This window comes from Streptomyces sp. NPDC100445 (assembly GCF_044759735.1).
Lineage (GTDB): Bacteria > Actinomycetota > Actinomycetes > Streptomycetales > Streptomycetaceae > Streptomyces.
Genome location: NZ_JBIVZV010000011.1, coordinates 277,371 through 290,928, shown reverse-complemented (window position 1 = coordinate 290,928; position 13,558 = coordinate 277,371). Strand labels below are relative to the sequence as shown.

The window sequence follows — 13,558 nt, the reverse complement described above, 5'->3', positions numbered from 1 at the left end:
GGCCCAGCCGCGCGAACCCCGCGCACCCCCCGTTTCGGAAGGAGCACGCGATGTCGGACCAGCACGCACCTGTCCTGCTGCCGGGCGGAGGCTGGCGGCTGTGGGAGCAGTTCGCGCTGCGCGGCCCCGGCTTCCCCGCCGACGGCGTGCTGCGCCTGTCGCCGCCCGGACTGGCCGAGGCCGCCGACAAGTTCGGCCCCGGGCGCGAGCTGTCCGGGCCCGAGTGGCAGGCCTTCGCCGACGAGCTCGCCACGGCCGCCGTCGGCACCGCCCGGCACCTCCAGGAGATCGCCGCCCAGCCCCGCTTCCAGGCCGCCCTCGCCTGGCAGAACCCGGCCGTCCTGCGCACCGGCATCGCGCCGTTCCTGCGCTGGACGCCGGGCGTCGACAGCCGCAGCAGCATGCCCCGTCAGCGCGAGGAGCTGGTCGCGCACTACTGGCAGCGGTTCTGCGTCAAGAACGACACCATCGGCTTCTTCGGCCCGGTCGGCTGGGGCTCCTGGGAGCCGTCCGCACCCGGGGGCGTCACCGTGGACCCCGGCCGGGGTTTCCTCGCCGCGCAGGAGGTCTACTTCTCCGGCTGGGCCGTCGACGCCCTGGCGAAGGTGCTCGCCGAGGACCCCGAGCTGATGCGCTGGATCCCGCCGCGCCGGGTCTCCTTCGTGCGCTGCGCCGACGGCACCGTCCGGGTACCCGGCCGCCCCGCGCAGCGGATCGACGCGACCGGGCTGGCCGTGCTCGACCGGTGCGACGGCACCCGGTACACCGCCGCCATCGCCGCCGAACTGGGCCTGGACGCGGACGAGGTGACCCGCGTGGTGCGCGAGCTGGTGACCCGCCGCTGGGTGCACTGGCGCTTGGAGGTGCCCGCCGCCACCCACCCCGACCGCGCCCTGCGCCGCATCCTGGAACGCGTCCCCGACGACGCCGCCCGCACGCGGGCGCTGGACCGGCTGGCCGTGCTGGAACGCGGCCGGGACGCGGTGCACGCCGCCGGTACCGACGCCGACGCGCTGACCACCGCGATCGGCGCCCTGGAGGCCGACTTCGCCGCGCTCACCGACAGCGACGCCCAGCGCGCCAAGGGCGAACGCACCGCGCCCTGCCGGGGCCTGGTGTACTCCGACGCCCGGCGCGCCGCGACCGCCACGGCCGGCGCCGGGCTGCTGGCCCACCTGGAGCCGCTGCACCTGTGCCTGACGGCCGCCCGCTGGATGACGAACCGCTTCGCCGACGCCGTGCGGGTCCGCCTGCGCACCGTGTACGACCGGCTGAGCGCCACCGGGGAACCGGTGGACCTCGGCACCATGTGGCTGCACACCCTGCCCTCGCCGCACCCCGACGCCGGCGACCTGATCGACGGCGTCCAGGCGGAGCTGCGCGCCAAGTGGGCCCGCGTCATGGACCTGCCCACCGGTGCGCGCCGGGTCCGGCTGACCACGGCCGACCTGGCCGAACGGGTGCGCCGCGAGTTCGACGAGCCCGGCGACGGCTGGTCCCTGGCCCGCTACATCAGCCCCGACGTGCTGGTCATCGCCGAGGACGAGACGGCCCTGGGCCGGGGCGAGGTGGAACTCGTCCTCGGCGAGATGCACTGCGCGCTCAACACGATGGGCGCCTCCCTCTTCGTGCATCAGCACCCCGACCGGGACGAGCTGCTCGCCGAGACCACCCGCGACTTCCCCGGCCCGCGCCTGCTGCCGATGCTGCCCAAGGAACTGCCCCTGAAGTGGTCCTCGCGCAGCAGGCCCTCGCTGGACCGGCCCCAGGACCACTACGTGGCCCTCGTCGACCAGACCGGCGACCCGCACCGCCCGCGCACCGTCCTCGGCGCCGACGTCACGGTGGAGGACCGGCACGGCCGGCTGACCGCGGTCCTGCCCGACGGCACCGGCCACGACCTGCTCGACGTCTACGCCAACACGCTCACCCAGCGCGTCATGGACCGCTTCACCCTCCGCCCCGAGGGCACCCACACCCCGCGCATCACCGTGGACCGGATGACCGTCGCCCGCGAGACCTGGCAGCTGCCCGTCGCCGAGATCGACTTCGCCGACGAGAAGGCGGAGGCCGCCCGGTTCGTGCGCGCCCGGCACTGGCAGCGCCGCCACGAGCTGCCGCGGTTCGTGTTCGTCGTCTCGCCGACCGAACCCCGCCCCTTCTACGTCGACTTCGACAGCCCCGTGTACGTCACCATCCTCGCCAAGGCCGCCCGCCGCCTCGCCCGCAAGGACCCCGACGCCCGGCTCCGGGTCAGCGAGATGCTGCCCACCCCCGAGCAGGCCTGGCTCACCGACGACGAGGGCCGCCGCTACACCTCCGAACTCCGCTTCGTCGCCGTGGACCGGACCGTCACCGGTGAGGAGGACGCGTGATGCGCACGGTCGCCGACGACATCGCCGCGCACGCCGCCCGGCACCCGCACCGGATCGCGCTCAGCACCCCCGAGGGCGACGTGACGTACGGCCGGCTCGCCGCCCGGGTCGAGGAGATCGCCCGCCTGCTGCGCGCCCACGGCGCCCGTCCGGAGACCGTCTGCGCCGTCGCCGTCGAGGACGGCACCGACGCCGTCGCCGCCATGGCCGCGGTGCTGCGCTGCGGCGCCGCCTTCCTCACCCTGGACACCGGCCAGCCCCGCGACCGGCTGGCCGACTTCGTCCGCGGCGCCGGCGCCCGCCTGCTCCTCACCCGCACCGCGCTGGCCCCGGCCCTCGACCTGGGCGTCCCCACCGTCCTGCTGGACGGGCCCGGGGCCGCCCCGGGCCCACCGCCGGAACCGGTCGACCCGCGCGCGCTCGCCTACGTCAGCCACACCTCCGGCAGCACCGGCCGCCCCAGCGCCGTCCTGGTCGAACACCACGCCCTCGACACCTACCTGCGCGACACCGCCCGGGCGTTCGGCCTCGGCCCGGACACGGTCGCGCTGCGGACGGCACCGCTCGGCTACGACGCCTCCCTGCGGGACACCTTCGTCCCGCTGCTCGCCGGGGCCCGCGTGGTGATCACCGACCGCGCCCGGCTGCTGCGCCCCGAGGAGTTCGCCCGCACCGTCCGCGAGCACCGGGTGACCGCCCTCCTCAGTGTCACCCCCTCCTTCCTGGCGCACCTCGCGGCGCAGCCGGGGCTCACCGACCCGCTGGCCGGGGTCACCCTGGTCGCCTCCAGCGGGGAGTCCCTGCGGCCGTTCCTCGCCGCCGGCGGACGCGCGCTCGTCCCCGGCCGGCTCGTCAACCAGTACGGCCCGACCGAGTGCACGATGACCACGACCCGGCACACCGTGCCCGTACCCCCCGATCCCTCGGCCGACCTGGTCGGCACCCCACGCACCGGCGCCGTGGTCCGGGTGCTCGACGCCGACCTGGCGCCGGTGCCCGACGGCACCGTCGGCGAGGTGTACATCGGCGGGACCGGCGTGGCCCGCGGCTACGGCGGCCGTCCCGCCCGCACCGCCGAGTGCTTCGTGCCGGACCCCTACGGCCCGCCCGGAGCCCGCCTCTACCGCACCGGCGACCTCGGTTGGTGGGGGCCCGGGGGACTGCACTACACCGGCCGCACCGACCGTCAGGTCAAGATCCGCGGCTACCGCGTGGATCCGGCGGAGGTCGAGGGCGCCCTGCTGACCCACCCGGGCGTCACCGGCGCGGTGGTGACCGCGCACACCGACGACCGGGGACGCGTGTACCTGCTCGCCCACCTCACCGGCGACCTGTCCGGCACCGCCGACGCCGCGCTGCGCGGCCACCTCGCCCGGTCCCTGCCACCGCACCTGATGCCGCGCCGGTTCCGGCGTCTGGAGACCCTGCCCACCACGCGCGGCGGCAAGGCCGACCGCCGGCTCCTGGCCACGGGGAGCACCGCATGACCCTCCTCGGGCTGCGCACGGCCACCGGGCCGGAGCCCCACACCCGCGCCGGGTCCCCCGGCACCGCCGACCTGCACGCCGCCGCCGTCCGCATCGCCCCGTACATCCTCCGCACCCCGCTGCTCCGCGTCCCGGTGACCGGCGCCCCCGGGCCCGCCCTGCTGCTGAAGGCCGAACACCTCCAGCACGGCGGCTCGTTCAAGATGCGCGGCGCCGCCAACGCCGTCCTCACGCTCGGTGCCGACCGGGTCGTCACCGGCTCCTCCGGCAACCACGCCATCGCCCTGGCCCGGCTGGCCCGCTCGCTCGGCATCCGGCTCACCGTCGTCCTCGCGGCCGGAGCGGCACCGGCGAAGATCGCCGCCGTCCGGGCCCTCGGCGCCGAGACGGTGCACGTGGGCGGCGGAGTGGCCGAACGCGAGGAACGCGCCCGCGCCCTGGCCGCCGAGCGGGACGCCGTCCTCGTCCCCTCCTCCGACCATCCGCTGGTGGTAGCCGGGGCCGGCACGGTCGGCACCGAACTGCTGGCCGACGCCCCCGACACCGAGAGCGTCTACGTGCCCACGGGCGGCGGCGGGCTCCTCGCGGGCGTCTGCCTCGCGGCCCTCGGCCGTCCGGTCCGGGTGGTCGGCGTGGAGCCGGCCGCGAGTGCGCGCTACGCCCGCTCCCTGGCCGCCGGCCGGCCCGTCCAGCTCGCGCCCGGCACGACCGTCGCCGACGGCCTGCGCGGCCAGCGGCCCGGAACCGTGCCCTACCCCATCATCCGCGACCGCGTCGACGAACTGATCGCCGTCGGCGACGCCGAGATCCTCGCCGCCCAGGCCCTGCTGCACCGCCACGGCGTCGACGCCGAACCGAGCGGAGCGGTCGCCCTGGCCGGAGCGCTGCGCGCCGGCCGCCGCGAACGCGCCGTGGCCGTCGTCTCCGGCGGCAACACCCCCGCCCGGCTCCACGCCCAGGGCGGCTCCCCGGCCCACCCGCACACCGACACCGTCACCGACGGCCGCCGACCGGCCGTCACCTCATGAGAAGGAGCACCGACATGACCACGAACACCGCCGCCACCACCGCCACCGTCGACCTGCTCACCGGCATCTTCCGGGACGTGCTGCGCCTGCCCGAGCTGACCTGCGACACCGACTTCTACGAGGCGGGCGGCGACTCGCTCACCGCCTTCCAGATCACCGGCCGCTTGCAGGAACTGCTCGGCGCGGACGTCCCGGTCTCGCTGGTCTTCGCCTACCCCACGCCCCGCGAACTGGCCGAGGTGGTCGACGCGGACTACGGCACCGCCTGACCGGCCGCGCACCGCGACGCCCCGGCCCGCCCCCGCCCATCCGTGCCACCCAAGGAGAGCCGTGCCATGACCGAAGACCTCGTGCCGTCCCTCGGCCGCTGGCGGCTGTGGGAGCAGTTCGCACTGCGCGGGCCGGGTTTCCCCGCCGACGGCGTGCTGCGCCTGGCCCCCGCCGGAATCGCCGCGGCGGCCGACAAGTTCACCGCCGAGGATCCCCTCGACGGGGACGACTGGGAGGACTTCGCGCGGCTCTTCGCGGACGCCGCCGTGGAGAACGCCCGCACCCTCCAGGACATCGCCCGCACCCCGGCCTTCCGGGAGGCGGTGGCCTGGCAGAACCGGCCGGTGCTCACCTCCGGCATCGCGCCGTTCCTGCGCTGGACGCCGACCGCCGGCAGCCGCAGCAGCATGCCCCGCCAGCGCGAGGAACTGGTCGCGCACTACTGGCAGCGGTTCTGCGTCAAGAACGACACCATCGGCTTCTTCGGCCCGGTCGGCTGGGGCCGCTGGGACCCGGCCGTCCCGGGCGCCGTCGTCGAACCCGGCCGGGGCCTGACCGAGGCCTCGACGGTGTACTGGGCCAGCTGGGGCATCGACGCGCTGGCGCGGACCCTGGACGCCGACCCGGCGCTGCGCGAGTGGGTCGCCCCCCGCCGCGTGCCCTTCGTCGGCCTCGACGGGGACCGGGTGCGGATGCCGGGCCGGCGCCCGGTGACCGTGTCCGCCGCGGCGGCCGCCGTCCTCGCCCGCTGCGACGGGGTCCGGCCCGCTCGCGGCATCGCGGACGAACTGCCCGGTGTCGACGTGCCGGCCGTCCTCGCCGACCTGGTGGCCCGCCGCTGGGTGGTGTGGCGCCTGGAGGTCCCCGCGTCCACCCACCCGGACCGGGCGCTGCGGGCCTGGCTGGAGTCCGTCGGCGCGGCCGGACCGCGCCGACGGGGGCTCGCGGCACTGGACCGGCTGGAGCGGGGCCGCGCACGCGTGGCGGCGGCCCCCGACGTCGAGGCGCTGGTGGCGGCGATGGCCGAGCTGGAGGCCGAGTTCACCGGCCTGACCGCCACGGCCGCCGTGCGGGAGAAGTCCCGGTCGACGGCGCCCTGCCGGGCGCTGGTGTACTCCGACACCCGCCGGTCCGCCACCGTCCGGCTCGGCCCGGCCGTGCTCGACGCGCTGGCCCCGCTGCGGCTGCTGATGGACAGCGCCGGCTGGCTCACCTCCCGGCTCGCGGCGGCGGTCACGACCGAGACGCGCCGCGTGTACGACCGCCTCGCCGCGGCCGGCCCCGTCGACCTGGCCTCGTTCTGGTTCGCGTGCCTGCCCGTGCTGCACGGCCCGGCGCGGACCACCGCCACCGCGCTCCAGGAGGAGTTCGCCGCCCGGTGGCAGCGCGTCCTGGCGGTGCCGGACGGCGCCCGGGAGGTGACCGTGCGGGCGGCGGACGTCGAGGCCGCCGTGGGCGCGGAGTTCGGTGACACGGCCGGCGGCTGGACGGCGGCCCGCTACCTCAGTCCCGACCTGATGATCGCCGCCGACGGCGCGGAGGCGCTGGCACGCGGCGACTTCACCGCCGTGCTCGGTGAACTCCACGTCGCCTCCAACACCCTGGGCGCCTCCCTCTTCACCCACCAGCACCCCGACGTGTCCGAGCTGTTCCGGCTGACCGACCGCGACCACCCCGGCCCGCGGCTGATGCCCCTGATCCCCAAGGAGCACCGGGCACGGCTGTCGGCGCGGGTCCGGCACACCCTCGTCCGCCCCGAGGACCACCAGGTCGCCCTGGCCGACTTCACCGCGGACCCGGCCCGCCCCCGCGCCGTGCGCAGCGCCGACGCCGTGGTGGAGGAGCACGACGGCGACCTCGTGGTACGGCTGCCCGACGGCTCGCGCTTCCCGGCGGTCGACGTGTTCTCCCACGTCCTTACCACCCTGGCGATGGACCTCGTCCGCATCCTGCCGGAGGCGGAGCACACCCCGCGGGTCACCGTCGACCGCCTGGTGATCGCCCGGGAGACCTGGCGGCCGGCCGCGGCGGAGGCGGCGTTCGCCGACGAGAAGGACGAGGCCCGGCGCTTCGTCCGGGCCCGCCGCTGGCGCACCGGACTGGGCCTGCCGCGTTACGTGTTCGTGGTCTCGCCGACCGAGTCCCGCCCCTTCTACGTCGACTTCGACAGCCCCGTCTACGTCACCATCCTCGCCAAGGCACTGCGCCGCCTGGCCCGCAAGGACCCGCGGGCCACCGTCACGATCAGCGAGATGCTGCCGACGCCCGAACAGACCTGGCTCGGCGACGACCGGGGCCGGCGCTACACCTCGGAGCTGCGGTTCGTGGCCTACGACACGGCGTCCGACGCCGCCCCCGTCAGGGCAGCGGCGTGCCACGGGCCGCGACCCACAGCCCGTACCACTCCTCGTGCGTGAGGTCCGGCTCGCGGCGCAGCGCGTCGCGGCAGGCGGCGATGCGCCCGGGCCGGGTGGTGCCGACGACGGGGGCGATGCCGGCCGGATGCCGCTGGAGCCACCACAGCAGGACGGCCTCGGGCGTGGTGTCCTTGCGCCGGGCGAGGTCCGCGACGAGCCGGTTCACCGGCTCGTCGGTGGGGGCACTGAACCGGCCCCCGGCGAGCGGGCCCCAGGCCTGGAGCCGGACACCGTGGGCCGCGCACCACTCCAGCGTGCCCTCGGCGAACCCGTTCCGCGCGGCGGCCGGCGTGTTGAACAGGACGCCCGCCTCCACCCAGTCCCGCCGGGCCAGGCTCATCTCCAGCTGGTCCACGACCAGCGGGACGTCCGTGTGCGCCTGGAGCGCGGCGAGCCGCGGGCCGCCCATGTTGGACACGCCGAACTGCCTCACCAGGCCCTGGGCGTGCAGCGAGGCCAGCGCCTCGGCGATCTCGGCCGGATCGGCGAGGGGGTCCGGCCGGTGCAGGAGGAGGACGTCCAGGTGGTCCGTGCGCAGGCGGACCAGGCTCTCCTCCACCCGCCGCACGATGGTCGTGCCCCGCAGGTCGTAGCGTCCGGGCCGGTCGCCGTCGGGCAGCCGGATCCCGCACTTGCTCTGGAGGAGGACGCGGTCGCGCAGCCCGGGACTGCGGGCGAGCACCTCACCGAAGACGGCCTCGGCCTTGCCGTGCCGGTAGATGTCGGCGTGGTCGAACGCCGTGATGCCGGCGGCCAGGGCCGCCTCGACCGCTCTCTCGGCGTGGTCGATGTCCGCGGGGGTGTACGGCCGGGTGTCCCAGCCGCCGCCCAGTCCCATGCAGCCGAGCAGCAGTCTGTGCGCGCGTATGTCGGTCGGTGCCGCCATGACGGTCTCCGTGGTGGGTGCGGGTGCGGGGCGGGTGGTCAGCGGCGCAGGGTGTCGGCGAGCATCTCGGCGACGGCCAGCACCGGCAGCTGGGTGTTGGCGGCGGGCACGGTCGGCAGCACGGAGGCGTCGGCCACCCGCAGCCCCGGGATCCCGTGTACGGCGCCCTGCCCGTCGACCACGGCCCGCGGGTCCTGTGCCGGCCCCATGGCGCATGTCCCCACCGGATGCCAGTAGGTGCCCACCCGCTCGCGCAGGCCGGCGTCGGACAGCCCGTGGGCCGGGGGGCCGTCCGTGGGGGTCGCCAAGGGGCGCAGGGCCGAGGCCAGTTCCTCCACCTGGCGCAGTCCGGCGCGCAGGACCGCCAGGTCCCGGCCGGCCGGATCGGTCAGGAACGCGGGGACGATCTCGGGCGGCTCCAGCGGATCGGCCGACCGCAGCCGGACGTGCCCGCGCGAGACCGGCTTCATCAGGAAGGCGGAGACGCCGGCCTCGTACCGCCCGGGCGGGAGCCCCCCGAACAGCGGGGGGCCCGCGGTGGGCAGCAGGTGCAGGTCCCACGCCCCCGGCGGGCAGTGCTCGCTCGCGGCCCGGACCAGCATGCGGCTCACGTACAGTTCCCCGGCCGCCTCCTTGGCCGCCAGCGACCTGTTCAGTGCGTCCGTCGGCGCCAGCGGTACGAAGACGCCCGGCTGGTCGGACAGGTTGGCGCCGACGCCGGGCAGGTCCGCCTCGCACCGGATGCCGTTCTCCGCCAGGTGGGCGGCGGGACCGATGCCGCTGCGCAGGAGCACGCCGGGGGAGCCGAAGGTGCCGGACGCCAGGACGTACGTGTCGGCCGTCAGCGTCACCCGCTCGCCGTCCAGGACGACGTGCGCGCCGCGTACCAGGCCCCCGCGCACGGACAGCCGGTCCACCAGGGCGCCGCCGAGGACCGTCAGGTTCGGCCGGGACCGGGTCGCCGGGTCCAGATAGGCGAAGGCGGCGTTCCGCCGCAGCCCGTCGACCGCGTTGAGCAGGGGCCGGCCGTACCCCGGCCGGCCGGGGGCGCCCATGTCCACCTCCTCGTGGCCGAGTCCGGCCGCCGCCGTGAGCGCGGCCGACGCCCAGGCGGACAGTTCACGGTCCGGGACGGTGCGCAGTCCCATCCGTGCCACCGCCCGCAGTCGGTACGGCTCGAGCGCGGCGGCCGACCACCGTTCGCCGCCCGCCCGGGTCCACTCCTCGTGGTCGGCGTGCGAACCCCAGGTGTTCCAGGCGCCGTTGACGCAGGAGGAGCCGCCCAGGACGCGGGCGCGGATCCGGTGGGAGGCGGTGTGCCGTTCCCACACGTCGTCGCGGGGCAGGGCGCGGGCGTCGCGGATCCTCTCCGGCCAGTCCTCGGGCCGCGGGCCGTAGTCGGGGCCCGCCTCCACCAGGCACACCGCCCGGTCCGGGTCCTCGCTGAGGCGTGCCGCCAGGACGCAGCCGGCCACTCCGCCACCGAGGACGACGACGTCGTAGCCGGACCGCGGGGATGTTCTTGTCATGATCGCTCCGATCGGGGGGCCGTCGCCCGGGGGACGGCGGAAGGGGAGGGCCGGCCGGGCACTCAGCCGGCCGGGACGGTGAACGCGGGTGCCAGCAGGCGTGCCCCCTCGAGCACCCCTCGGACGGCGACCCTCTCGGTTGCGGGCAGGTTCGCCAGCAGCTCGCTGCCGAGGCAGGCGTTGACCGGACGGGAGGCGTAGCGGGTACGGGCCCGTGGCACCGGTGCCACCATCTCCGGGGGCGCTCCCAGGGCGCCGGCGATGACGGTGGCCCACTCGGCGCGGGTGACCCGGTCGGGGCCGCCCAGGTGCAGCACCGGGGGCAGCGGGTGCTCGGCGCGCAGCAGCGCCGCCGTCACCGCCGCCACGTCGTCCACGAGCACCGGGGTCGTCCAGTGGTCGTCCGGGGCCTCGACCCGCTCCCCCCGCGACAACCGGTGGGCGCAGGCGGCGAAGAAGTTCAGCCACTTGCCCGCGTCGGACGGTTCGTGGCCGTAGACCAGGCTGACCCGCAGGGCGACGGCCCGGGGCGCCAGCGCGAGCAGCGCCCGCTCGGCCTCCCGCTTCGCCCGGCCGTAGGCGTTGGCCGGGGCCACGGGAGTGCTCTCGGTGTGCCGCGGCGCGTCGCCGGCGAAGACGTTGTCGGTGGAGATCAGCACGATCCGCGCGCCCGGTGCCAGCGCGGCGAAGGTGCCGGCCACGGCGACGTGCGCGCTCCGCGCCTCCTCCGGGTGGTCCTCGCACCACGTGACGTCGGACGGCCCGTGCACCAGGACGACATGGGCGGGGCGCAGCCGTTCGGTCAGCCGTCGGCACGCTCCGGCGTCGGTGGCGTCCAGCGCCTCCCAGTGGGCGCCGTACGCCTCGGGGGCCAGGGCGGGCGGGCGGCGGGAGACCAGGGTCACGGACCGGCCCCCCGACGCGAGGGACCGGGCGATGCCGGTACCGACCAGGCCGCTGCCCACGACCAGGGTGCCGTGCCCGCTCATGAGGCCCCCTGCGAGGAGGGCGCCGGTGTCCGGGCCGCCAGCAGCCGGCCCGCGCCGATCAGTCCGTGGTCGTCGTCGGCCTCCCCGAGCGACACCATGGCGTCGATCTCCCCCGCGCCGAGGCCGAAGCAGCCCAGCCGGACCAGCTCGGCCACCAGCAGCCGCCGGTAGGGTTCCCCGACGGCCAGGGCGAAGCCGCCCATGAGGATGAAGCGGCACACCCCGATGGCCGCGAACACGCCCGTGACCGCCTGCGCGAGACGGGTCACGGTGCCCCGCAGCACCTCCGTGGTGAACGGATCGCCGGCCCGGACCGCCTCGGCGACGGCCCGGTTGTCGATGCGGTCGGCGCGCCCGTCGCACAGCACGGCGAGCCGGGAGCCGCGGAAGGCGGCGCCGTCGGCGTGCGCGGCCCGCCGGGTCGCGGCCAGCACGCCCCGCCCGGAGGCGACGGCACCCAGGTGGCCGCGGCCCCCGCAGTCGCACAGCGGGGCGTCGGGGGAGAGGTCGCAGACCCAGTGCCCCAGCTCCCCGCCGTGCCCGTCGGCGTCGACGAGGACCTCGCCGCCGCGGAACACCTTGTTGCCGATGCCCGAGCTGACGGTGAGCAGGCAGAAGTCCCCGGGTTCCGAGGCGGCGTACCGCCAGGCCGCCGCCGTCAGGTCGTTGACCACGACGGCCGGCGCACCGGTCCGCTCGGTCAGCAGTTCGCCGAGCGGCAGCGGTGCCCCGCGCCGCCCCCAGACGGTGGGGGCCGCGAGCACCAGCCCCGCCGCGCTGATCGGGCCGGCGAAGGCCACGCCCAGGGCCCGCGGCGGCCGCCCGCCGGTGAGCGCGGCGACCTCGCGGACGATCTGCTCCACCACCCGCCGCTGGAGCACCGGCACCGGGGCGCCGGGGTCGCGGTGCATGCCGTCCACCGGCGTCCGGCGCACCCGGGACAGCGTGTCCGTCGCGGGGTCGTAGGCGCCCACCCGCAGCGTGGTGCCGCCGACGTCGAGCACGGTGAACACGTCGTCAGGCGCCACGCCGCTCACCCGGTCCCTCCTCGAAGACGAGCAGCCGCAGCTCCCGCGCACCGTCGTTGAGCAGCCCGTGCTCCCCGTGCGGGTCGTTGACGACGACGTCGCCGGGGCCCACCCGGAACTCCTCGCCGTCCCGGTGCATCAGGCCGCCGCCCTCCAGCACGACGTACGTCTCACGGTCGTCGCCGTGCCGGTGCCGTCCGATCGAGGTGCCCGGCGGCAGGACGGCCAGGTCGATGAAGTCCGCGCCCGGGCCACCGGGCCGGCGCGCGAAGAGGCGGTGGGCGAGGATCGTGCCGAGACCGCCGTGGTCCCGTTCCTTCTCGGCGAGCAGTTCGCGCAGGTTGACCACGGCCTCAGGCATCGCCGCGCTCCCCGTCCGCCGCCAGGTCCCGCAGGGCGGCCTCCAGGACGTCCCCGGGCACGTCCTCCAGCTCGCGCACGAAGGCCGCCTTGCCGATCGTCGTGGGCACGACCAGGTGCAGCTTGCGGCCCCGGCGCTGCCAGGACGCCCGCAGGGCCTGCGTCATGAGCCCCGGTGTGCAGGTGCCGGGGTCGAAGACCGGCAGCCCGATCCGCCGCAGCAGCCCCACGACCCGGGCGCAGGTCTCCTCGTCCGCCAGGCCCAGCAGCCGCGCCAGGTGCGCGGAGAGCGCCATGTCGACGGCGACCGCCTCGCCGTGCTCCAGCCGGTGGCCGCCGGCCGTCTCGACGACCGGGCTGAAGGTGTGCCCGAAGTCGACGAGCCGCGCCAGCTCGTGCTCCTGGAGGTTGGGGCAGAGCTCCTCCATCATCAGCCGCATCGACGTGCGCAGGACGTAGGTCTCCAGCTCCCCGTCGCCGCCGGGGCGCCGGAACGCGTCCGGGTGCTCCTCCAGCGTCCGGAAGAGGTCGCCGTCCAGGATCACCGCCATCTTCACGATCTCGGCCAGTCCGCAGCGGATCTCCCGGTGCGGGAGCGTGCGCAGGAAGGCGGGGTCGTTCAGGGAGGCGTGCGCCGGGTGGTACGCGCCGAACATGTTCTTCGTCTGGAGGGCGTTGACGCCCGTCTTGACGCCCACGCCCACGTCCACCTGGCCGACGAGGGTGGTGTTGACCTTCACGTAGCGCACGCCCCGGGCGTAGATGGAGGCGGCGAAGCCCACCACGTCGGCGACGATGCCGCCGCCGACGGCCAGCATCACGCCGTGCCGGTCGAGCCCGTCCGCCTTGGCGAGGGCGCAGACCCGCTCCGCCGCGGCGAGCGTCTTGTGGTGTTCCCCGGTGCGTATGACGTGCAGGGTCCACTGGCCGGGACCGGTGTGCGCCTCCAGATAGGCGCGCAGCCGGTGGCCGTGGAGCCGGTCGACGGTCGGGCTGACGAAGGCCACCACCCGCCGGGCCGCCAGGTGGCCGGCGAGCAGCGGGTTGTGCGGGTCGAGGACCTCGGTGGTGAGGTCGACCCGGTAGCGGGTACCGTCCGGTGCCCGCAGGTCGAAGCCGCCGGGGTCCTCGTCGACCCCCGTCGGCGGATGATCGACCCGATCAAGAACCTGGCCTGACATCTCTCTCC

11 protein-coding genes are annotated in these 13,558 nt (G+C 76.2%); 5 read left to right on the top strand and 6 right to left on the bottom strand.

Going from position 1 to position 13,558, the window contains the following annotated elements; translation table 11 throughout:
- Positions 1-50: 50 nt before the first annotated feature.
- The 5 genes from ACIQVT_RS25810 (at position 51) to ACIQVT_RS25790 (ending at position 7,577) form a co-directional block, all read left to right on the top strand.
- Positions 51-2,375, top strand: a complete 2,325-nt coding sequence (locus tag ACIQVT_RS25810; RefSeq protein WP_403758563.1) for a lantibiotic dehydratase — start codon at positions 51-53, stop codon at positions 2,373-2,375.
- Positions 2,375-3,862 carry an amino acid adenylation domain-containing protein gene (locus ACIQVT_RS25805; RefSeq protein WP_403758560.1) on the top strand — a complete coding sequence of 496 codons (1,488 nt, stop codon included), beginning with the start codon at positions 2,375-2,377 and terminating at the stop codon, positions 3,860-3,862. Before ACIQVT_RS25810 ends, ACIQVT_RS25805 begins: the two co-directional genes overlap by 1 nt.
- Positions 3,859-4,890, top strand: a complete 1,032-nt coding sequence (locus ACIQVT_RS25800; protein WP_403758557.1) for a threonine/serine dehydratase — start codon at positions 3,859-3,861, stop codon at positions 4,888-4,890. Before ACIQVT_RS25805 ends, ACIQVT_RS25800 begins: the two co-directional genes overlap by 4 nt.
- 14 nt (positions 4,891-4,904) lie before the next feature.
- A complete protein-coding gene (locus ACIQVT_RS25795; protein ID WP_403758554.1) occupies positions 4,905-5,159 on the top strand; it encodes an acyl carrier protein in 255 nt (84 codons plus the stop codon).
- 66 nt (positions 5,160-5,225) lie between these two features.
- The gene (locus ACIQVT_RS25790; protein ID WP_403758551.1) at positions 5,226-7,577 is read left to right on the top strand and encodes a lantibiotic dehydratase; all 2,352 of its coding nucleotides are present in this window, start codon (positions 5,226-5,228) and stop codon (positions 7,575-7,577) included.
- Here the strand turns inward: ACIQVT_RS25790 and ACIQVT_RS25785 are convergent.
- The 6 genes from ACIQVT_RS25785 to ACIQVT_RS25760 form a co-directional block, all read right to left on the bottom strand.
- Entirely contained in the window at positions 7,519-8,463 is a 945-nt protein-coding gene (locus tag ACIQVT_RS25785) for an aldo/keto reductase family oxidoreductase (protein WP_403758548.1), read from the bottom strand. The genes ACIQVT_RS25790 and ACIQVT_RS25785 overlap by 59 nt on opposite strands.
- A 38-nt stretch (positions 8,464-8,501) precedes the next feature.
- On the bottom strand, positions 8,502-9,992 hold the full coding sequence (locus ACIQVT_RS25780) for a GMC family oxidoreductase (RefSeq protein WP_403758545.1): 1,491 nt from the start codon (positions 9,990-9,992) through the stop codon (positions 8,502-8,504).
- Positions 9,993-10,054: 62 nt separating this feature from the next.
- On the bottom strand, positions 10,055-10,981 hold the full coding sequence (locus ACIQVT_RS25775; RefSeq protein WP_403758542.1) for an SDR family oxidoreductase: 927 nt from the start codon (positions 10,979-10,981) through the stop codon (positions 10,055-10,057).
- The gene (locus ACIQVT_RS25770) at positions 10,978-12,018 is read right to left on the bottom strand and encodes an ROK family protein (RefSeq protein WP_403758539.1); all 1,041 of its coding nucleotides are present in this window, start codon (positions 12,016-12,018) and stop codon (positions 10,978-10,980) included. Before ACIQVT_RS25770 ends, ACIQVT_RS25775 begins: the two co-directional genes overlap by 4 nt.
- Positions 11,999-12,370: a cupin domain-containing protein gene (locus ACIQVT_RS25765; RefSeq protein WP_403758536.1), complete on the bottom strand. Its 372-nt coding sequence runs from the start codon at positions 12,368-12,370 to the stop codon at positions 11,999-12,001. Before ACIQVT_RS25765 ends, ACIQVT_RS25770 begins: the two co-directional genes overlap by 20 nt.
- Positions 12,363-13,550 (bottom strand): sedoheptulose 7-phosphate cyclase, encoded by a 1,188-nt coding sequence (locus tag ACIQVT_RS25760; protein ID WP_403758533.1) that lies wholly within the window; start codon positions 13,548-13,550, stop codon positions 12,363-12,365. The genes ACIQVT_RS25765 and ACIQVT_RS25760 overlap by 8 nt, the downstream gene beginning before the upstream one ends.
- Between the last annotated feature and the right edge of the window lie 8 nt (positions 13,551-13,558).

Coding starts and splice junctions, on each gene's coding strand:
- ACIQVT_RS25790 (WP_403758551.1), top strand. CDS start 5,226: ATGACCGAAGACCTCGTGCCGTCCCTCGGCCGCTGGCGGCTGTGGGAG.
- ACIQVT_RS25810 (WP_403758563.1), top strand. CDS start 51: ATGTCGGACCAGCACGCACCTGTCCTGCTGCCGGGCGGAGGCTGGCGG.
- ACIQVT_RS25780 (WP_403758545.1), bottom strand. CDS start 9,992: ATGACAAGAACATCCCCGCGGTCCGGCTACGACGTCGTCGTCCTCGGT.
- ACIQVT_RS25775 (WP_403758542.1), bottom strand. CDS start 10,981: ATGAGCGGGCACGGCACCCTGGTCGTGGGCAGCGGCCTGGTCGGTACC.
- ACIQVT_RS25765 (WP_403758536.1), bottom strand. CDS start 12,370: ATGCCTGAGGCCGTGGTCAACCTGCGCGAACTGCTCGCCGAGAAGGAA.
- ACIQVT_RS25795 (WP_403758554.1), top strand. CDS start 4,905: ATGACCACGAACACCGCCGCCACCACCGCCACCGTCGACCTGCTCACC.
- ACIQVT_RS25785 (WP_403758548.1), bottom strand. CDS start 8,463: ATGGCGGCACCGACCGACATACGCGCGCACAGACTGCTGCTCGGCTGC.
- ACIQVT_RS25805 (WP_403758560.1), top strand. CDS start 2,375: ATGCGCACGGTCGCCGACGACATCGCCGCGCACGCCGCCCGGCACCCG.
- ACIQVT_RS25760 (WP_403758533.1), bottom strand. CDS start 13,550: ATGTCAGGCCAGGTTCTTGATCGGGTCGATCATCCGCCGACGGGGGTC.
- ACIQVT_RS25800 (WP_403758557.1), top strand. CDS start 3,859: ATGACCCTCCTCGGGCTGCGCACGGCCACCGGGCCGGAGCCCCACACC.